Source organism: Methanoregula sp. (assembly GCA_041645435.1).
Classification (GTDB): domain Archaea; phylum Halobacteriota; class Methanomicrobia; order Methanomicrobiales; family Methanospirillaceae; genus Methanoregula.
Genome location: JBAZQB010000001.1, coordinates 716,293 through 735,407, shown reverse-complemented (window position 1 = coordinate 735,407; position 19,115 = coordinate 716,293). Strand labels below are relative to the sequence as shown.

The following is a 19,115-nucleotide window of genomic DNA, read 5'->3' as shown; positions in this document are numbered from 1 at the left end:
CATTTAAATAACGATTGAGAAAGAGGAAATGCAATGGCTTCGCAGAAAGCCGGTTTTCCCATACAAGACAAGACATACCCTGACCTGGGAGACAGGTTTTGTCTATCCAATCCGCAACCGGGCTTAAGAAATACTGAGAACATGATCCATAATTTCTCTAACCGAGCGGTAGGCAACAGAAGTTTCAGGGATATCAAGAAGCGATTCCCCGGCAAGGACATGTGCTGCCACATCGTCATCAAAGGCAATATTGCCTGGATAGGGAAGACTGGTTTCTGCTGATACGCGGGCGGATACATCAGAGGGGAACGCGTAGCCACCAATGACGTAGAATCGGTTGAAACTGATGCCGACTTCCCCGATTACGCGGTACGCACGCCTTACATGGGCAAAGGATTTCGCTGACGGCCCCATGACATCAAAGATGATATCGACATTGCTGGCGATCTTCCGGTTGAGGTGCTCCAGTCCACCGGGGGAGTCGATCAGGATATACTGGTAATTTTTTGTTATGGACAGGAGTGCATTTTTGAGTGCTGCATCCGGAAGGCAGTAACAGCCCTCCACCCATTTTGTACCCACAGCGAACAGGTCGAACTGATCGCCTTCGTACAATCCCTGCTCCCAGATCTGGTTTTCTATCCGGTGTGAAGGCGCCATACCGACCGTCGTGCCTCCCCGCGCAATGAACGTATCTGAGAGGAGTTCTGCGATCGTCTTCTTACCGGCCGCTTCGAGATCCACTCCCACCATCTCGGCCAGGTTCTGGTCCGGGTCAGCATCAACTAAGAGCAGGGGCGTTACTTTCTTTTCTATGAAATATTTTGCCATCAGGGCAACAAAACTGCTTTTTCCGGTCCCCCCGCGCCCCATCGTGACAATCGTTTTCATACGGTTCTTCCCTCCAATCAGATCGCTGTAATGAAATTATCCATGATTCATACTCGTAATGGTTTCGGCAAGAACCCCAATTGCCTGAAGTGCAGCAGAATTTTCATTCACTATGGAGTCCCCGGTGATTCCGGCTTCAGCAACCTCCATGTCAAACGGTATCAGGGCAAGAACTTCAATACCGTTCTTTTCTGCAAATGCCCGCACTGCGGTCTCCTGCCGTAAATCCACAATACGGTTTCCAACGATACTGACTTTTTTAATCGCTGAATTCTTGGCAAGCCTGCAGATAGTGCCGGCAATTTCAAGCGATTTAAGGTTCGCATCCGAGATCACGAGCAGGATATCAACATGCTCTGCCGTCCCCCGCCCAAGATGTTCAACACCCGCTTCCATATCAAGGATTACTACTTCGTTACGGTTCACGACCAGGTGACGCAGCAGGGCTTTTACCAGTGAGTTTGCAGGGCAGGTACATCCCGACCCCATTGCCCGGACAGTCCCCATCACCATGAGTGCGGGGCCAGCAGGAGTAGGGACCGAGTATTTTTCTATGATATCATCGACCGAGAATGTGAGGCGGAATACGCCGGAAAATTCCGTGCCGGTCTTGAGCCTGATCAATTGTTCATTTTCTGCAATGGGAACAATGCGTGAAATCTCATCAGGAGACAGTCCCAGCGTCATGGCAAGGTTGGGAGAGGGATCGGTATCGATTGCAAGGACAAAATGACCGTGGCGGACTAAATATGAGGCGAGACTTCCAGCGATAAAGGTCTTGCCAACACCTCCTTTTCCGGAAATTGCGATCTTCATGATCTGGTGATCTCCTAACCATTACTGATGCCGCAGCGTCAGATATAAATTCTGTTTGGGGAAGTGTTTACCCCGGATTTTTCCACTGATTGTGGAATATATGCCGAATATGATAGTGATCCGCTCATTCACCTGTGCAAAATAAGAATGAAAACATTCCATAATTAAGTAATCAATCAATAGTGTAACAATTCAATAAAAGAGGGTATCACGAATGCTTGACATCAGGTTCGTTAGGGCAAATCCGGATGCAATTAAGGCAGATCTCAAAAAACGCAATGATACGGACAAACTCGCATGGGTTGACGAACTTCTCAAAAAAGATGCCCGCTCACGTGAGCTCAAGGTCGAGACCGATATACTGCGCCAGCGGCGTAACACCATTGCCCGGGAGATTAATGCTGCACGAAAAGCCGGTCAGGATGCAACTGCCCTGATGGCAGAAGCTGCCGCTCTTCCCCAGAAAATAAAGGACTGTGATGCCGAACAGGAAGAGAACGCAACCACGATTCATTCGTACCTGATGCGCCTGCCAAATATCCTGCACGAAAGTGTACCGGTCGGGAAAGATGATACCGAGAATGTTGAGATAAAGCGGGCAGGTACCCCCCGGCCTTTTGACTTCGAGATCCGGAACCACGGACAGCTTGCTGCTGATCAGGGCTGGGCTGATTTCGAGCGGGCAACAAAAATATCCGGTGCCGGCTTCTATTTCTTAAAAGGCAGTCTGGTCCTGCTCGATATGGCACTCCAGCGCTATGCCATTGACCTGCTTGCCAAAAAAGGGTACACCCCGGTTATCCCTCCCTATATGATTAATCGCTCTTCCTATGAAGGGGTTACAGATCTCGGGGATTTTGAGAAAGTGATGTACAAAATTGACGGCAATGATGCCTACCTGATTGCCACGAGTGAGCACCCGATAGGCGCCATGTATAAGGATGAGATCTTTGAGGAAAAAGATCTCCCGATAAAGCTTGCCGGCATCTCCCCCTGCTTCCGGCGCGAGATTGGCGCGCACGGTCTTGACACCAAGGGACTGTTCCGCGTCCACCAGTTTACCAAAGTGGAACAGTTTGTATTCTGCAAACCTGACGAATCATGGAAACTTCATGAAGAGCTCCTCGCAAATGCAGAAGAGATATACCAGAATCTTGGACTGCCCTATCATGTTGTCAATATCTGCACGGGCGATATCGGCACGGTTGCTGCAAAAAAATACGACATCGAAGTGTGGATGCCCCGGGAAAATGCCTACAAAGAGGTTGTCTCCTGTTCGAATTGCACATCCTACCAGGCGGTAAGACTCAATATCAAAGTCCGGGATAAGAGCGAGTTTGAGCTTAAACAGCATATCCATACTCTCAACTCAACTGCAATAGCAACCTCGCGCGTCATGCGGGCAATCCTTGAGAACTTCCAGGAGCCCGATGGCCGTGTCCTGGTTCCCCCTGTGCTTCGTCCCTACATGAACGACCAGGAATATCTCTGATTTTTTTATTAAAATGCAGGTTTTTTGCAAATCCTTATTTTATGAGGATAACGTAGATAATAGTAAGAAGGGGTTGTATGGGTATTCCTGAACTTAACAATGATGAGTCTGTGATCCTTCAGGCTCATAATATAAAAGTAAAATCGGTTGTGTTTGACGCAGTTCTCACGAATAAACGCCTGATTCTTGTTGACAGCAAGAAAGGACTTATTCCCCCCCAGGAGATCCTGATCGCAACAATCAATGCCGTTGATGGAGGCGAAAATGCAATCCGGGATCCTATTCTCACGTTCTCCATGCTTTCCCGTGGCGCGACCGCCCGCCAGATGATTCTTACCTTCCCCCGCGAGGCCAGCGGAGAGCGGAGGCGGGAACGCGATGACTGGTTAAAATCACTCAAAGCACAGATCGAATTGGTCAGTAATCTTCCAACAATTCCTGATACAACGACAATCGATCAACCCCCTTCACAAACCCCCGGTATTGTGCCTCCGTCACAACCCCAGAATTCCGGTGCAACTTTCCCAAAGAAGAAAATCGAGATCACCCGGCCGAGAAGAAATATTATCGAACCCGTCCCTGCAATGCCCCGGCCTATTGAGACTACAACCCTGCCAATCGGATCATTTTGCTCCCGGTGTGGTAATCGTGTCCCGCCGGAATCTGTATTCTGTAACCTATGCGGGACAAAAGTAGTCACCGCCGAAGCGCAGCCGGCTGTTTTTCCGGCAACCATTTCAACGACGCCTGTTGCGGTGCCCCCTGTTGTTCCCCAGGTGCAGGTCGTAACTCCGCCGGTCTTCGGTCAGGGAGGCGACAGGAAAGAGCGGACGATAGAAGAGGTCATCCACTCAATCGAGCCATTGATAGAAGATTCAGTTCCCCGTCGCAGTGAAGCAGCACCACTTGTCCCCCGTCATTTCCCTGCCCCTCCACCGATAGCAGACACCCCGGCTGTTGAGGCTCCCGCTGTTGTCCCGCAGGCAGAACCTCCCGCACAACCCCCTTCGGCAGAACCTGTACCGGCCGAGGCATCCCCATCGGCACCACCTTCAGCACCCCCGATTCCGACACCTCTTCCAGAACCTATACCGGTCCAACCCCCCCAACCGCCCAGGAAAAAACCGAGATATATTGCTATTGCAATCGTAGCCATCGTTTTCCTGGCAATAATCGGCGGAATTGTTATCTTCCTGAATTCCGGAGAAATCATGCCGGGCGATACGGCTATAACGCCAACACCAACTACAGTACCTGCAACAACAATACCAACACCGACACCCGTCGCCACCATCATACCTACAATAACTCAGGAAATCATCCCGACCCCCACTTCAGAACCGGAAGTTGCCATCCCGCCAAATGGTGTCTGGGTACGGATTACTTACTCAGGTAAATACGTTGGTACGTATGGCACTCCGGGAAGTCAGACCCCTGTCAGCGATACGGGTGATCATTTCTATATGGTGTCAACCATTAATGGCCCGGTTGAAGCATCCATCCAGAAAATGGACGGTACATCCAATGCACTCACCATCGAAGTGTATAAAAACGGTGAGCTGATGAAGAGTACGACAACCGTGTTACCCAAAGGCATCATCGAATTCCAGGTAGATCTCAAACCAAAACCGACTCCCACACCTACACCCTCTCCAACGGTGGATGTTACCCCAGCACCAACTGCGGCACTGAATTCTACCGCAAATGCAACCGGAACTGCATAGGTTTTGGGCAATTCCTTTTTTCTGGAGATTATTTTTCTCGTAAAGAATTTTTTTAGGGCAAATCATTTCGCACAAAAAAATCGCGATCGCTCTTGCGCCAAAAAATTTTCAATCACCCCCTCACTCCCCGCTCAAAAATTTTCAATCGACCCTTGATTATATTTTCCGGACCCTCACGCCGGAGAACCAAAAATTTTGTAGCATGTACATACCGATTGTAGGATAATTATCCGATTGTAGCCTCATCAACTAACACTTCATGATCGCGATGAAAATATTTCAAACGCGATCGTGATCGCGATTGAAATTTTTCAAGCAGGGTCTGCCATGAAAAAGTGCATAAAATTGTGATGCCGGGCACCACGAAATCTCTTATCAGCAATATTTTATCATGGAACTTATTCATCGCGTATTTTTGATAAAGATGAATCCAAAAAAAGTATTTACTGCACCTTACATCAGATTTCATCGGGGTTATGGTCGCCCGTTGACGGGTAAACTTTCTCCATCTTCAAGGTTGACAGAGGCTGCATCTTATCAACAGAATCTCACGAGTTTATACCGTTAAAAGAAAAAAGGAAGACGTCGCGCGAGAGCTGGCAGAAAATAATCAGGTTATACCCGACAAAAATAAAAATAACTACCAAAATAACGTAAAAATTGACAAAATGATGCTGCTATGGGGATTCGAACCCCAGTCGCGGGCGTGAAAGGCCCGCATGATTGGCCGGACTACACTATAGCAGCAAGTTGCTCTCTATAATTACCCTGCGGTTTATAAATAGATTATGGAGGAGAAACGTTCCTGTTTATTACCTCATCATATGGGAATGGTTTTGTTGAAAATTTTACCGCTTAAAAAAGGCTATTTTTTATTGATTGGATGACCTTCAGTCTCAGTTATCGACTTGAAGGCGGCCATCAGCTGCCGCGTAACCGGCCCGGGTTTACCGCTGCCGATCGTGCGCCCGTCCACCCAGGTTATCGGTGCAACTTCAGCAGCAGTTCCTGTGCAGATGATCTCGTCTGCTGTATAAAGATCGAAATATCCCATGTTCTGTTCTTTAACCGTGATACCCAGTGATTTGGCGGCCTCAATAAGGACCATCCGGGTAACTCCCCGGAGATTGTTGAGGGTGGGCGGGGTGACAATCTCACCATTTTTCACAATATAGAGATTATCCCCGGAACCTTCCGACAGGTAACCGTTCGTATCAAAGAAGATAGCTTCATCTCCTCCTTTATAGTTCGCTTCAATCTTTGCAAGGATATTGTTCAGGTAATTCAGGCTCTTGACATTAGGGGGCATCGATTCTGCGGGATTGCGCCTCACGGAAACAGTAACCCCCTTTAATCCCTTCTCGTACAGATCGCCGTACATTGCACCCCAGGTGACCGCGATGATAATTACGGAAGGCTTTGGACATTTGCGCGGGTCAAGACCGAGATCGCCAACACCCCGGGTGATGATCGGTCGAATGTATGCGTCTTTTAAATTATTTTTTCGCAGGGTTTCACAGATAGCTTCGGTCATCTCTTCTTTTGATATCGGGGGATGGATATCAATGGTCTTTGCGGAATCGAAAAGACGGTCGAGATGTTCTTTTAACCGGAATATTTTCCCGTTATAAGCACGGATGCCTTCAAACACACCATCCCCGTACAGGAATCCGTGATCAAAAACTGAAACTTTTGCCTGATCATCCGGCAGATATTTCCCATCATAATATATGATCATAGTTTCTGATGGATCGCGGGGGTTTTTTAGTTTTTTCTTTTGCGCGGGCTTTTGATAAAAACGAATGGTTTTTTTAGGAACCCCAATCAGGTTTTTTTCCGGCAGGTACGGACAAAGTGTTTGAACATGCCCTTACTTGCAACCGGGTGCAGGTGGGTATAACTGCCCAGCGTGTTGCCCGTTACGGCACCATCGAGATTGTCACGGATTCCGATACCCCGGCTAAGCCGGTAAGCGTATCGGGTATCCGGTGCCAGCACAACATCGGAGTGGTGAAACTCATGTCCCTGGAATTGTGCGGCCCCAACAGGAGAGTTCGCATCGCTCGTTCCGGTTACATAACTGACAATCCTTCGGGCTGGCATCCGGGTCTCTCCGGAAAAAACTCCGCACATCGAATAGTGATGCTCTTCACTTGCACCCTGCCAGCCGGCATGCAGGACAATGCGATCAGTGAGGTACATGAGGCCACCGCATTCTGCATAGATTGGCGTCCCATTCTTTGATACCGCACGGATCGCATCCCTCATATCCTGGTTGGATTCCAGTTCACGGGCATAGAGTTCCGGGTACCCGCCGCCAATAATGTAACCATCGGCTTTCGGAAGGCGGTCATGAATCGGACTAAACATGACCGGCTCCGCGCCCAACGAGCGAAGAACATCAAAGAGATCCGCATAGTAAAAGTTGAATGCCTCGTCAAACGCCACGCCAATCTTCACATCCGGTTCCATCTTTCTTTCAAAAGATGGTGAAAGTTGTAAAGAAACAGTGCTGTCCTTCATCAAAGAGAGCAACCGGTCAAGGTCCACGTACTGCCCGATCATCTCGGTGATCGTTTGTATCCGTGTATCGAAATCCCCTTTCCCGGCGCCTTCACGATAGGGCACCAGTCCCAGGTGGCGCATGGTCAGCTGCATCTCATCCATACGGGGGATTGCACCAATGACCGGTACACCACAGTAGTGCTCAATGGCAGTCACCGCTTTTGCTTTGTGGGAACCGCCTTTCACATTATTGAGGATAACCCCAACAATCCGGATCTTCGGGTCAAATGCCTGAAAACCTTTCACAAGTGCTGCCGCACTACGGGTAATGCTCTGCGCAGATACTACCAGAATTACCGGCAAATCAAGTTCTTTTGCAATTGCCGCAGTGCTGCCGGTATCGTCCAGTGCTTCTGCCCCTTCGTAGAGTCCGCGAACCCCCTCAACAAGTGCGATATCAGCGTCACGGCAACCGTAAGAAAAAATTTCATGAATCTGGCCGGTTGAGAGGGTAAAACTGTCTAGGTTCCGGCACGGCCGGCCGGATACTGCCGCGAGATAGGAAGGGTCGATATAATCCATCCCTACCTTGAATGTCTGAACCCGGTACTTTTTTGCAAGCAGGGCGGTCAGGGCAAGCGTGATACTGGTCTTGCCGCTCCCGGATCGGTCTCCTGTTATGAGAATCTGTTTCATTTAAGGCTCCGGAGAACCGCCCCGAATTCACTCTCAACAATATCACGGACGCCAAGGGTCTTGGGGTGGAGATCTATCTCAACCATCACATGCTGGTGCCCGAGGTCACGGAGCGGTTCTACCTGGCGGGGGCCGTTTGTTATCGAGAAGCATTCAATTCCCGTTGTATATTCGCCGGGAATTGCATGAGGTACACCGGCAATCAATGCAAATGAAGGGGCGATCTCGCGAATACGTTTACCAAGAGCATCGCCATTCGCGCCGTACTCATCCAGTGCGCCGAGTAATTCAACATTCATGCCCCGTTTCTTCATCGTATCAAGTATTCTGGCAGCATCCGCCCGCACTTTTGGAAGGCCCCGCTGATCAAGGTTGGCAATATAGGAGATATCAGCATGAGGACATGCATCATGTAAACCGATTAATTCGTCGGCGAACATGTAGGCGGTCTCTTTCTTTGCATTTAAGATCGCGATCCCCTTTACCCCGCTCTGTGCGCATTGTTTCAGTTTCTGTGCAGCTACATGTTTCAGATCGCCACGGGAAGGTTCAATATATGCCTTGCACGCAGCACCCCGGACCCGTTCAACCTCGTTAGCTTTCTGCATCAGGAATTGCTGGCGGGTCAGTTCCTCTTCACTGATCCAGCCTGCCAGTTGGGCGGCTTCAAGTGTTGCAAGCACCCCGGCAATATTTTCTAAAAAACCCGCATGGATGTCGACAGCGATGGTAGGTGTTGTTATCCCCGCCCCGTCAATAGCAGACTGGAGATCTTCGCCAATGATCATGGAAACGCAGGTACCAACAACAACCATCCGTTTTGGCTGGAAATGATCTTCAGCATACCGCAGCACATTCTCCAGTGATGCCTGGCCCCCGAAAATAAACTCGTTGTCCGCAAGGGACGTGGTGAGCACCCGCATACCATCTTCTTCAAGAAGGCGTGCATGCTTGAATGAACAACCTGACGGGCCGTGAAGGATTGCGACATCGACTTCAAGATCGCGGGCGGTGTAGAGTGCGGCAACGATCGAGCTGGGGCGTGGGTGCATGTATTTCATGGGAATCATTTATCTCCAGGTTTTAACAGCAAGAACAATGGATCCTTTGCCGGTTTTTTCAATAGCAGCCTTCCGGCCTTCATCAAGTGTTGTACAGTGAGCATCAATCCGATTCTGGATTAATTTTGAGGCATCAGAACCCGGTTCCGGGTTCCGTCCCACCCAGATAAGTTTAGTAGGACATACCCTCTCAATTGCACCGGTGATCTGGTCAGGGGAGAAGCCTTCGCAGACTGCGCCATCTCCTTCCACCTGCCCGATAACGAGGGTCAGCTCGCTGGTTCCGGCGCAATGCCGTGCATACCGGGCGGCACAGATCGTTGTTGTGACATTCGTTCCGGTATTTGCATTATCAACAATGATGATATCCTTTTCATGACTGATCGACATCCTTCCTGGAAGTGCAACAAAATGGTTGAGGGGTGTTGGATCTACTTGAAGTATCACTGCTGCTGCCGCCGCGAGCATGAGGGGAAGGCGGTAAGGGGGCAGGCTGAACAAAGGATTTGTCAGGGTAAAACGCTTTCCGTCCAACTCCACAGTGCAGGATATCCCTTCGCACCGGGCAACATCCTCAATATGTATGACATTTTCATAGTCACATACAACCCCTTCCGCTACAAGGATGCGTTTTGCGTGTTTTGCAGAAGCAATCTTTTCTTTTACCGCAGACTTCCTGCCGGCAGCAAAGGTATAATCTTCTGGTGAAGTGATGATCGCGAGATCCCCGGCCCCGGTAACCCCGAGGGATATCTCCGCTACCAGCCAGCCCTGCATCTGGTTGGCGGATTGTACTGCCGCAAGAACCGATGCAGGTGTGATACTGCATTTCCCGAGAAGTTTCTTTGTCGGATATGCATAGGTTCCTGTTGAAGTATGCAGTATACCCTTTCCTGGTAACAGGCAGGCAAGAGCATGGGCAGTTGTAGTCTTTCCCCGTGCCCCGGTTACCTCGATCATAGGTCGGGGAAGTTTTTCACCCAGCAACTGGCATACTGCATTGTGGTGGGTAATTATTGGGGTATTACGGTTTTGAAGAAGCGGGTGTGCCGGGTCAAGGTGTACCGGAGCTATGATAAGATTGTACGTCCGGGTTCTTGCATTCTCCGCAGTTTCCGGAGTAGTACCGGTATAGACATCCACAACCTCAACGACATGTCCCTGATCGGCATACATGCCGCTGATTTCCCTGCCGCCATGGATAGTATCCAGTACCAGGATGTGCATAAAAAAAATTAGAGTATGGAAAGTGCTTTTGTTGCATTCTTTACCATCAGATCAGCAAGCAGGGGATCACTTCCGATCGGATCTGCATATACGAGCGGGATCGATTTCCCATTCAAGGTAAAACTCCCTTTCTTGATGCCTTCAGGCAGTCCGATCTCGCCGGGAATATCTTTTTCAATATGGACACCCTTTGCAAGGAACAGGGGAACAACGACGAGTACGTCAATAGGTTCATTGCGAAACTCATTGAGTGATTCCTTGATCGTGGGTTTGTTCATATTCATAAAACCACACTTAACGATAAAATCCGTGTTCCCTGCCTTGATCATAGCAGCGGTTTTCTCTACAAGATCCTGATTGTAGGGCATCGTACTTCCATGCCCTACGAGTAACATTCCTTTCTTACCCATATAACAAATAGTATTACTGCTATGATTAAAAATTCTTACCAAATGGTTTTTTTTAAGATTGCATCACACCAATAACCAATGAGTGATTTCGAGCGGGCAATTGTCAATAGCCTGAACCGTTTTTTCAAAACAAAGCAGATACAGGGTTTTGCGTTTCGATGTAAACTGCAAAAAACGGGATCTCCGGTTGCTGGTGTGATTGTTGATTCTCCCAATCCCGCATATAATCTTTTGATTGAATGCAAATCAATTATTGATAAAAAACTCTACTTTTCCCAGCACTTTCATTCCGATAAACAACATGTGCACCCGGTTGAAGCAATTTCTGATTTTCTGGTAAAAACCAATCGGATCGGTTTTCTGGCACTTGAGTTTCGTCAGGGTCCCGGAAAAACAGGCGAGGCATTCCTCATTCCCTGGGTAACGGTGATTGAACATTTCAGGAATAAGCGGGGAATCACCCTTAAAGATGCAAGACACTATATTGCATTTGGACAGTCCAGGGATGGTTATGTTCTCGATCATCTTTAAAAAAAACTTATATTTGCACAAGAGACCGTTCAAAACGTAAGAGTGTGTATGTTTTTAAAAAGAATGCGTTATCCAAAGGAAGCATGAGATATATCTGCGTTTTATCGAAATACTATGCAAAGTAATTTGGTTGATCAGCCTCAACGGATATGAACTCATGATGGATGCATTTGAGCGATTCGGACTGCTCATTAATGACCGTGTGGTCAGGACCCCCGTCGGAATCGCGTCGATGGCGGGCATTGTTGATGCAGCATATGTTATCGAACGAACCGGACATATCGGCTTTGCATTCATTGGTGGATATTCCATCGATCAGCGGACTATGGATGCAGCAAATGTCATCGCCTCGCATGGAGATCGCAAGGAATTTTTATGCGACAATCCTGTCGAAGAATTGACCCGGCAGATCGCCAAAATGGAAAAAAATGATGTGATCCTGGGAATCAATCTTCGTGGGAGTACACCGGATGCTTTCAGTTCTGTAGCTGCTGCAATTGGTGACAGGGTGGTCTATGAAATCGATGCTCATTGTCGCCAGCCAGAAATGATAGCAGCCGGTTGTGGAGAATATTACTTAAAAAATCCGGATAAACTTGTAGCAATTATCTCGGCACTAAAGAGCCATGGGGTAACTGTCTCGGTAAAGATCCGGGCTGGTGTGTCAGCAGATGACCGGGATCTTGCCCGGATTCTCTGGAAAGCCGGAGCTGATATCCTCCATATTGATCTCATGGATTGCGGCCCGGCAAAACTCCGGCAGATACGAAACAGTTGTCCCCTGATGCTGATTGCCAATAATTCCATCACCAGTTTTGATAAGATGAAGGATATGCTCTCCCATGGCGCGGATCTTGTGTCACTCGCACGGCAATCAGACATACGGACATTATCCGGTCTGGATGCCGCTATAACACGATTCACTGATGAAGAGGGGTGGTATAATGCACCCAAGCAGCTCTGTCGTGGCGGGGACATCCGCGCACTGGCATTCTGCTGTATGCCGGTAAAAGAGTGCCCCCTCATCCCGACACTGGCACGAATGGGGATTAAAAAAGAAAAATACATACGCATGAAACAGGAAGCCGTAACAGGCACACCGCTTGAACCCGGGCAACAGACGTGTTTTGGCAGCCTTTGCTGGTGTTGTAAAACCTCATCCCCCTGCATGTTCCGGGATATGACCATCAAGCAGGTTGGCCTTTCAAAGAAAGAATATATGTGTCTCAAGCGGGATCTCTCTGATACGTTAATGAGCGGTGTTTTTCATGACTTGCCTTCCGATGAGAGCAGCTGAACGGGCCCAGCTTGCGATGATGCTGGAAGTGTGCGCATTTCCCAAACCCGGTAATGTCGATCGCTGTCATGATTATCCTGAAACACGTCTTGAACATTTTCTTGCTTCTACCCTCTTTGCACGCCCGGCACTTGAAGAAGCAGAGAAGAGCGAGGGGAGGATCGGCGAGATTATACGACATGCGGTCCAGCAGACTAATTGTCACGAGGGTGGAAATACCCATTTTGGTGCATTCATCCTCCTTATTCCCCTTATATACGGTCGTTCAATCGATGGTGCAATGAAAGCAATTGAAAAAACAGATACATCCGATGCTGTCGCTTTTTACCGGGCATTCGGCCTGACCAAAGTCCATACCTATTCCAATGATGAACTGGATGTGAATGATCCTAAATCGCTTGCGGAATTACGGGATCGCGAGATGACCCTTCTGGATGTCATGCAGCATTCCGCTGCACAGGACATGGTGGCTCGTGAGTGGATAACCGGATTTCCGCTGACCCGGCGGGGTGCAGATCTGCTCAAACAATTTGGCCCGGGAAGACAATCCATTGTTCAGATGTTCATTACACTTCTTGCACAGGAACCGGATACATTCATTATAAAAAAGCACGGGACTGTTGTTGCACAGGAAACCATGCGCAAAGCCCGGGAAGTGCTTGATGGAAATGAAACCCTGGCAAATTTTGACCAGGACTGCATTGACCGGAACATCAACCCTGGTTCGATTGCCGATATTACCATAGCAGCAATCTTTGTAGCACTGGGTGAGGGTTGGGAATGGGACTCTTAAAACCGGGTATTAACGAAGTTATTGCAACAACTGAGTTCAATGCGGCACCTATGGGTATCATTTATCGTCAAGGTGTGGCAAGAATGGTGCTGTTTACCGGCAGCCACACCGCGAATAATATTGAGAAAAACGGTTGGCTGGTGGCAAATTTCGTATATAATCCGATCCTATACGTAACAACGGCCTTTGAGGATATCTCCCATGACTCGTTTATAGAAGAAACCGTCAATGGCAGAAAAATTCACCGGCTTAAGGATGCGGATGCATGGGCTGCGTTCACCGCAACGGTTGATAAAAAAACCTCTGAAGCACTGATGGTCACCTTAACGCTCCAGAAAGAGATTATCGAAGCAGTGTCTTTGCACCCGGTAAACCGCGGTTTTAACAGCATTATTGATACAACCGTGCACGCAACGAGGTATAAGGTGAACCGGGATCCGGAACTTCTCAAGCAAATCGATTATCATGCGGGAATTATCAGAAAATGCGGTGGAAAACAAGAACTTGAGGCACTGGACCTGTTAATGCATTATATCTCGTAATTTTCAAATCCAAATACACCCGCAATAACCAATCAGGCTTTTTTATGACCACTATGATTTTATATTAAACAGCTGCAACTCACTACATCCACCAGGGGAATCACATTACTTCGGATATATCAAAAAGGGTTTACGAGGCAAAAAGACAATGCACCCAATAAGCAAGGAAAAAAAAGTAATCTTTGATATTTTTATTTTTCTGAGTGTCCTTGCCTCAATTGGCATAACATACATCTCTATCTCCCGTGGAATCTATGACGTTTTTCCTTACTTCTACCTAATTCCGGTAGTGCTTATTGCTTATACCCGGCCAAAGATCAGCATATTTGTTACCGTTTTTGTCGGGTGGCTCTATATCGGTCTTGTGTATTCCCTCGGACTTCCGGATACGGGTATATTTGCCAAGGCAACCGTGTGGTTTTTTATTTTTGTCTCCATCGGAGTGCTCATATCAACCTATTCGCGGGAATACCGCAAAGAGGGTGAAAGGAGTTGCGGATCATTTTTTAACTCGCAGGCAGGAGCATTCAGTTACGATCGGGAAAAATTCCTGATTCTCGATCCTAACCGGAAATTTTCACAGTTCATAGGTTTTGACTGTGAAGTGCTGTTATCAAAGACACTTCCCGAAATCATTACCGATAGTACCGAGCGGGAGTCATTTCTGTCTAAAATAAAAGATAAGCAAAGGGTAGGGGATATTGAGGTAAAATTCACCTGCGCCGACGGGGGTATACGATGGGCACTGGTGTCTGCAACGGACTGCGCTGAACCAGCAATTCTCTGTACGGTTGTTGATATTACTGAACAAAAACAGGCGCAAAATGCACTCAGTCTTGCCAACCGCAAGCTCAACCTGCTCAACAATGTAACCCGCCATGATATTCTCAACCAGCTCACAGCGCTTATCGGATACCTTGATCTCTCACGTGAAGATATTAAGGATTCCCGGTTACTCTCCTACGTAACCAAGGAAGAACAGGCAGCGAATGCCATTCGCAACCAGATCCTGTTCACCCGTGATTACCAGAATATTGGAATTCATTCCCCCCAATGGCATAATATCGCTGAGACTGTCTCACTCGTGATGGCAACTCTTGATATTCATCATATCCGGGTTACGATGAATCTCGCTTCGTTTGAAATATATGCAGATCCCTTACTGGAGAAGGTATTTTACAACCTGATTGAGAACTCCCTTCGTCATGGGGAACGGGTAACTGAAATAGAGATCTTTTCAGAGTCTGTCCGTGACGGCATCGACATAATCATTAAAGATAACGGAACAGGAATTCCGGATGATGCCAAAGAGCGGATCTTCCGGAGAGAATATTTCAAACATACAGGTTTTGGCCTTTTTTTAACCCGTGAAATCCTCGCAATCACCAATCTCACTATAACAGAAAACGGAACGTTTGGAAAAGGAGCCCGGTTTGTGATCCATGCCCCTCCGGGCACCTATCGTTCGATTTTGGGAAATGGCTCCAAAGTAAAAATCTAAAAAAATGCAGCCAGATAATGGCTAAAAAGATGTAAGAGAATTTGACGGTATCATTGGTTTATTATTAAAAATCAAAGAGAAACTCAGCACACACGAGGTACGGGATCTCCCATGGGGGGTTCAATGAATCGTTCACCACCAATGGTTGTTTCCATGATGACATGGGCACCGTTTGTGACCGTGCCAATGACTACGGCATCTCTTCCATAGGTATGCGAGCGCAGCGCAGACAGAACCGCATCAGCGCAGGACGCCGGGACTCCCATTACCACTTTTCCTTCATTAGCCACTTCGAGCGGATCGATACCCAGCATGCCAGCTGCACTCTTCACGTTCTTACGTATAGGAATTTTCTCCTCCTGAATACGGATGCACACCCCGCTTTTTCTTGCCATCTCATTGATGGCACTCGCAAACCCGCCTCGTGTCGGATCCTTCATTGCATGAATAGTGCCTGCATCGAGCGCTTTTTCCACCATTTTCCACAGCGGGGCTACATCCGATTTTATCTGCTCGCCAAGATCAAAACCTTCCCGGTGTGCCATAATGGCAAGGCCATGATCCCCCAGAGTACCTGAAACAATAATCACGTCCCCGGGAACTAATCCATTGTCCCGGACAACTGTTTTTGCAATGCCGATTCCGGCAGTATTGATCGCGATACCGTCAAGCGCACCCCTTTCCATCACTTTTGTATCCCCGGTAACAAGGTTTGCCCCGCATTCGCCCAGTGCTTCATCCATCGATGCAACAATCCTCGCGAGATCATCGATTTCGAATCCCTCTTCGAGAATCATGCCACAGGAGAGAGCGATCGGCCGGCCCCCCATCATGGCAAGATCATTAACGGTCCCGCAGACAGAAATTCTGCCGATATCCCCGCCCGGGAAAAAAATCGGGCGGACAACATGGGAATCGGTGGTGAATACAAGATTTTCACCATTAAACGGAATAACGGCCCCATCATCCATAGCCTCAAGACCTATACCCCCGGCATTGTTATGCTTGAACTTTGTGAGCGTCTGTAAAAGTTCGCCCATTACTTCTCCGCCGGCGCCGTGCATCATGTTGACTTTCATTCAGTCCTCAACCTCGATTTCAATATTTGTGACAACAATTTCCCTGCCCTTTACCATCCTGGGCAGGGCCCCACATCCGGGGCAGATATATATTTCATCACCGGAATATCCGCAGGTGCAGTTTGTTTGTGGGGGCATTTCAGTGCAGACAAGCTCGGCTTTTTCAAAAAGGGGATCTTCTTCCTTAATCGTTCCAAACAAAAAAGTGACCTGCTCAGGATTTACCATTGCCATCTTACCAACTTCAACGCTGATTTTTTTTACCTTGCTGGCGTTATTCTCGAGTGCCGCCTTGCGTGCGGTAGCGTACAGGTCATAGGCAATGGAAAACTCGTGCATCAATCCTCCAGGGCAGCGTATACTTGTTTAAAAATTTCCCGGGTTTCCAGACCTTCTTCGCGTGAAAGTCGCTGGATGGCAAAACCAACATGGACAAGAACGAACTCGCCAATTTTCACATCCACTAGATCGAGTCGGATCTCTTGTTTGAGATCGCCATAATCAACCAGACCAATATTTCCCTCTTTTATTTCAAGCACTTCTGCGGGAACTGCAACGCACATCAATGATCCTCTGAGTTATCTAACTTGTACTGTGGGTGGTTCAACCACATAAAAACAGTGATATTGAACATAATTGCTTTTTTATTGGAAACTGAGGGAAATGGCAGGATTCAGGAATTTGTTTCTGAAAATGCATGCAGCTCTCTCAACACGTGCTGGGTTTGTTTCAAGGGATTTTTACTTTCTCCCTTCCTGGTATCGGGATTAAATATGTCCTAGACTATTGTTTTTTATGAATGTGAAAAATATTGCCCTGGCAGGAATTATTGTCGGTACCATTCTCCTTGTGCTGATGGTTGCTGTCAACCTGATAATGAATATCATAATTCCGGTTGATATCAGTTCATACGGAGGAATGAGGGCAATGAACGATCCGATCATGCTGCTGTTCTTTTTCTACCCGTTTGTAGTGGCAATCGCAGCGGCATTTGTCTTTGATAGGGTAAAAGATTCCCTTAAAGGAACACCTGTGGAAAAAGGGCTTATATTTGGACTCCTGCTTATCATAATCATGACAATTCCCAGTTTATATGTCATGTATACGTCAATGACCTGGCCGGTGGCCTTCTATATCAGCACCGGGATCTGGGAAATTGTTTCTTTTCCTGTTGCCGGCCTTATCTTTGCCAGAATATGGAAATTGTGAGATGAGAAAAGACTGAATCCTGAATTGAAAAAAACTGTACGCCGGGGAAGAGATTTGAACTCTTGAGGTGCAGGGCACCAGTAGCTTTCAAGGCTACCGCCTTCCCGGACTAGACTACCCCGGCAGTGCTCCATATGTTGGGCGTAGTATGTAAAAAACCCTTCTTAATCCTGTTGTCAGGTACCAATCTGACAAGGAACCTGTATCAATAGAAATTCCCCGTGGGTATCGTTTATTTTCTTAAGAGTAAAGCGGTGATGACAATTGCCCCTATTCCCGCCAAAGGAAAAACCGGGGACTGTGGGGTTTCGGTCGGGGTCTGAGGTACAGTTGCTGCAAACTGTGCCGGGACCGTCTGACTTACGATAACCGAGTTAACATTTTCTGCATAAAGGAATACTTCGCTGTTATCCGCATACTTATAGGGGTATACTTTAACATAGACGATCTTTCCCGTGCCAATAAACTCAGTTCTCTCAGGATTTTGTGCGCCCTGATTATTTTCCATATGGAGAATCCCCTTGCCATCTACATATTCAATCACCCAATCGATGGATGATGAGGTATGCAATACAATCGGCCCGGACGTAGTCCTGACAATAAAATATGCCGGTGAATCCCGTGATGCTTTTGCATGTGCGGAGAAGACGGGATATGTTGTCGCTGTTGCAACGGGAGTTGTTTCTATCGAGGATTCTCCTGTAATGGTGATCGTGCGTGTTCCGATGAATCCTTTCGCATCCGTAAAACTCACCTCATAATCCCCGGGTTTTATTATAGAAACATCTGCAGAAAAAGCACCTGCGTTGTTGGTATTCACATAGCTGGGTCCGAACACTACCGTGTCATCAGGACCTATTATTTCTATCTGGACACCTGAATTTTCTCCGCCTTTGATTGTTCCCGCGATATAGATCTTTCCATTGAACGTCTGGCGTGAGAGAGATGACATGGAAATTTCATCAGAACGATCGATTAGTTGGATTAGGCGCATATTTTCTGATGAACTGCCTAACCCAACGGCCGGCACCTCAACCTTATAGGTCCCTTTCCTCAGATCTGTTGTATCAAAAAAAGTTTTAAAGGTATAATCAGATTGGACATATACGATCTTTCGTTCAATTTCTGTCGTAGTTGTCAGCTGATAATAGAGCACCACGTCAATAGGAGTACCAATACCCAGTGTGGTTGTCCCGGTTACAATGAGTGGTTTTCCTATGGACAGTGATTTCGGGGCGTCGATATTAACCTGATATGCGGAGACGTATCCCGATAAAAAGACAAGTCCTATAACAAAAAGGACGATCTTTTTCATCTATATAGGATCAACTAATAGGATGT

19 protein-coding genes and 2 tRNA genes are annotated in these 19,115 nt (G+C 47.6%); 8 read left to right on the top strand and 13 right to left on the bottom strand.

Going from position 1 to position 19,115, the window contains the following annotated elements; genetic code table 11:
- Positions 1-123: 123 nt before the first annotated feature.
- Positions 124-891, bottom strand: coding sequence for an AAA family ATPase (locus WC593_03525; GenBank protein ID MFA4824206.1), 768 nt, complete (start codon positions 889-891; stop codon positions 124-126).
- A gap of 36 nt (positions 892-927) precedes the next feature.
- The gene (locus WC593_03520; GenBank protein ID MFA4824205.1) at positions 928-1,707 is read right to left on the bottom strand and encodes an AAA family ATPase; all 780 of its coding nucleotides are present in this window, start codon (positions 1,705-1,707) and stop codon (positions 928-930) included.
- A gap of 214 nt (positions 1,708-1,921) precedes the next feature.
- On the opposite strand from WC593_03520, the gene serS reads away from it, so the two are divergent.
- On the top strand, positions 1,922-3,199 hold the full coding sequence (serS, locus tag WC593_03515) for a serine--tRNA ligase (GenBank protein ID MFA4824204.1): 1,278 nt from the start codon (positions 1,922-1,924) through the stop codon (positions 3,197-3,199).
- A 77-nt stretch (positions 3,200-3,276) separates the two neighbouring features.
- Complete coding sequence (locus WC593_03510) at positions 3,277-4,923, top strand: zinc ribbon domain-containing protein (GenBank protein ID MFA4824203.1); 1,647 nt, start codon at positions 3,277-3,279, stop codon at positions 4,921-4,923.
- Between the two features lie 672 nt (positions 4,924-5,595).
- Here the strand turns inward: WC593_03510 and WC593_03505 are convergent.
- The 6 genes from WC593_03505 to cfbA form a co-directional block, all read right to left on the bottom strand.
- Positions 5,596-5,670 (bottom strand) — tRNA-Glu (locus tag WC593_03505).
- Between the two features lie 118 nt (positions 5,671-5,788).
- Entirely contained in the window at positions 5,789-6,661 is an 873-nt protein-coding gene (ilvE, locus tag WC593_03500) for a branched-chain-amino-acid transaminase (protein ID MFA4824202.1), read from the bottom strand.
- 86 nt (positions 6,662-6,747) lie between these two features.
- Positions 6,748-8,124 (bottom strand): Ni-sirohydrochlorin a,c-diamide synthase, encoded by a 1,377-nt coding sequence (gene cfbB / locus WC593_03495; GenBank protein ID MFA4824201.1) that lies wholly within the window; start codon positions 8,122-8,124, stop codon positions 6,748-6,750.
- Positions 8,121-9,185, bottom strand: a complete 1,065-nt coding sequence (gene cfbD / locus WC593_03490) for a Ni-sirohydrochlorin a,c-diamide reductive cyclase catalytic subunit (protein ID MFA4824200.1) — start codon at positions 9,183-9,185, stop codon at positions 8,121-8,123. Before cfbD ends, cfbB begins: the two co-directional genes overlap by 4 nt.
- A 9-nt stretch (positions 9,186-9,194) precedes the next feature.
- Positions 9,195-10,412 (bottom strand): coenzyme F430 synthase, encoded by a 1,218-nt coding sequence (gene cfbE, locus WC593_03485; protein MFA4824199.1) that lies wholly within the window; start codon positions 10,410-10,412, stop codon positions 9,195-9,197.
- 8 nt (positions 10,413-10,420) lie between these two features.
- Positions 10,421-10,822 (bottom strand): sirohydrochlorin nickelochelatase, encoded by a 402-nt coding sequence (gene cfbA / locus WC593_03480; protein ID MFA4824198.1) that lies wholly within the window; start codon positions 10,820-10,822, stop codon positions 10,421-10,423.
- A gap of 78 nt (positions 10,823-10,900) precedes the next feature.
- Between cfbA and WC593_03475 the strand changes: the two genes are divergently transcribed.
- The 5 genes from WC593_03475 (at position 10,901) to WC593_03455 (ending at position 15,486) form a co-directional block, all read left to right on the top strand.
- On the top strand, positions 10,901-11,353 hold the full coding sequence (locus WC593_03475; protein MFA4824197.1) for a Holliday junction resolvase: 453 nt from the start codon (positions 10,901-10,903) through the stop codon (positions 11,351-11,353).
- 157 nt (positions 11,354-11,510) lie between these two features.
- Positions 11,511-12,650: a methanogenesis marker 9 domain-containing protein gene (locus WC593_03470; protein MFA4824196.1), complete on the top strand. Its 1,140-nt coding sequence runs from the start codon at positions 11,511-11,513 to the stop codon at positions 12,648-12,650.
- On the top strand, positions 12,622-13,443 hold the full coding sequence (locus tag WC593_03465) for a triphosphoribosyl-dephospho-CoA synthase (GenBank protein MFA4824195.1): 822 nt from the start codon (positions 12,622-12,624) through the stop codon (positions 13,441-13,443). Before WC593_03470 ends, WC593_03465 begins: the two co-directional genes overlap by 29 nt.
- Positions 13,431-13,985, top strand: coding sequence for a DUF447 domain-containing protein (locus WC593_03460; GenBank protein MFA4824194.1), 555 nt, complete (start codon positions 13,431-13,433; stop codon positions 13,983-13,985). Before WC593_03465 ends, WC593_03460 begins: the two co-directional genes overlap by 13 nt.
- Before the next feature lie 148 nt (positions 13,986-14,133).
- Positions 14,134-15,486 carry a PAS domain-containing sensor histidine kinase gene (locus tag WC593_03455; GenBank protein MFA4824193.1) on the top strand — a complete coding sequence of 451 codons (1,353 nt, stop codon included), beginning with the start codon at positions 14,134-14,136 and terminating at the stop codon, positions 15,484-15,486.
- Positions 15,487-15,569: 83 nt separating this feature from the next.
- On the opposite strand, the gene hypE is transcribed toward WC593_03455, so the two are convergent.
- The 3 genes from hypE to WC593_03440 are packed head-to-tail and all read right to left on the bottom strand — an operon-like array spanning position 15,570 to position 17,128.
- Complete coding sequence (gene hypE / locus WC593_03450; GenBank protein MFA4824192.1) at positions 15,570-16,565, bottom strand: hydrogenase expression/formation protein HypE; 996 nt, start codon at positions 16,563-16,565, stop codon at positions 15,570-15,572.
- A complete protein-coding gene (locus WC593_03445) occupies positions 16,566-16,904 on the bottom strand; it encodes a hydrogenase maturation nickel metallochaperone HypA (protein MFA4824191.1) in 339 nt (112 codons plus the stop codon).
- Positions 16,904-17,128 (bottom strand): HypC/HybG/HupF family hydrogenase formation chaperone, encoded by a 225-nt coding sequence (locus tag WC593_03440; protein ID MFA4824190.1) that lies wholly within the window; start codon positions 17,126-17,128, stop codon positions 16,904-16,906. The genes WC593_03445 and WC593_03440 overlap by 1 nt, the downstream gene beginning before the upstream one ends.
- Positions 17,129-17,366: 238 nt before the next feature.
- Between WC593_03440 and WC593_03435 the strand changes: the two genes are divergently transcribed.
- Complete coding sequence (locus tag WC593_03435; protein ID MFA4824189.1) at positions 17,367-17,774, top strand: hypothetical protein; 408 nt, start codon at positions 17,367-17,369, stop codon at positions 17,772-17,774.
- A gap of 39 nt (positions 17,775-17,813) precedes the next feature.
- Here WC593_03435 and WC593_03430 read toward each other — a convergent pair.
- A tRNA-Ser gene (locus WC593_03430) sits at positions 17,814-17,898 on the bottom strand.
- A 108-nt stretch (positions 17,899-18,006) separates the two neighbouring features.
- Positions 18,007-19,089 (bottom strand): hypothetical protein, encoded by a 1,083-nt coding sequence (locus tag WC593_03425; GenBank protein MFA4824188.1) that lies wholly within the window; start codon positions 19,087-19,089, stop codon positions 18,007-18,009.
- Positions 19,090-19,115: the final 26 nt, after the last annotated feature.

Coding starts and splice junctions, on each gene's coding strand:
- WC593_03525 (MFA4824206.1), bottom strand. CDS start 891: ATGAAAACGATTGTCACGATGGGGCGCGGGGGGACCGGAAAAAGCAGT.
- WC593_03520 (MFA4824205.1), bottom strand. CDS start 1,707: ATGAAGATCGCAATTTCCGGAAAAGGAGGTGTTGGCAAGACCTTTATC.
- serS (MFA4824204.1), top strand. CDS start 1,922: ATGCTTGACATCAGGTTCGTTAGGGCAAATCCGGATGCAATTAAGGCA.
- WC593_03510 (MFA4824203.1), top strand. CDS start 3,277: ATGGGTATTCCTGAACTTAACAATGATGAGTCTGTGATCCTTCAGGCT.
- ilvE (MFA4824202.1), bottom strand. CDS start 6,661: ATGATCATATATTATGATGGGAAATATCTGCCGGATGATCAGGCAAAA.
- cfbB (MFA4824201.1), bottom strand. CDS start 8,124: ATGAAACAGATTCTCATAACAGGAGACCGATCCGGGAGCGGCAAGACC.
- cfbD (MFA4824200.1), bottom strand. CDS start 9,185: ATGAAATACATGCACCCACGCCCCAGCTCGATCGTTGCCGCACTCTAC.
- cfbE (MFA4824199.1), bottom strand. CDS start 10,412: ATGCACATCCTGGTACTGGATACTATCCATGGCGGCAGGGAAATCAGC.
- cfbA (MFA4824198.1), bottom strand. CDS start 10,822: ATGGGTAAGAAAGGAATGTTACTCGTAGGGCATGGAAGTACGATGCCC.
- WC593_03475 (MFA4824197.1), top strand. CDS start 10,901: ATGAGTGATTTCGAGCGGGCAATTGTCAATAGCCTGAACCGTTTTTTC.
- WC593_03470 (MFA4824196.1), top strand. CDS start 11,511: ATGATGGATGCATTTGAGCGATTCGGACTGCTCATTAATGACCGTGTG.
- WC593_03465 (MFA4824195.1), top strand. CDS start 12,622: ATGACTTGCCTTCCGATGAGAGCAGCTGAACGGGCCCAGCTTGCGATG.
- WC593_03460 (MFA4824194.1), top strand. CDS start 13,431: ATGGGACTCTTAAAACCGGGTATTAACGAAGTTATTGCAACAACTGAG.
- WC593_03455 (MFA4824193.1), top strand. CDS start 14,134: ATGCACCCAATAAGCAAGGAAAAAAAAGTAATCTTTGATATTTTTATT.
- hypE (MFA4824192.1), bottom strand. CDS start 16,565: ATGAAAGTCAACATGATGCACGGCGCCGGCGGAGAAGTAATGGGCGAA.
- WC593_03445 (MFA4824191.1), bottom strand. CDS start 16,904: ATGCACGAGTTTTCCATTGCCTATGACCTGTACGCTACCGCACGCAAG.
- WC593_03440 (MFA4824190.1), bottom strand. CDS start 17,128: ATGTGCGTTGCAGTTCCCGCAGAAGTGCTTGAAATAAAAGAGGGAAAT.
- WC593_03425 (MFA4824188.1), bottom strand. CDS start 19,089: ATGAAAAAGATCGTCCTTTTTGTTATAGGACTTGTCTTTTTATCGGGA.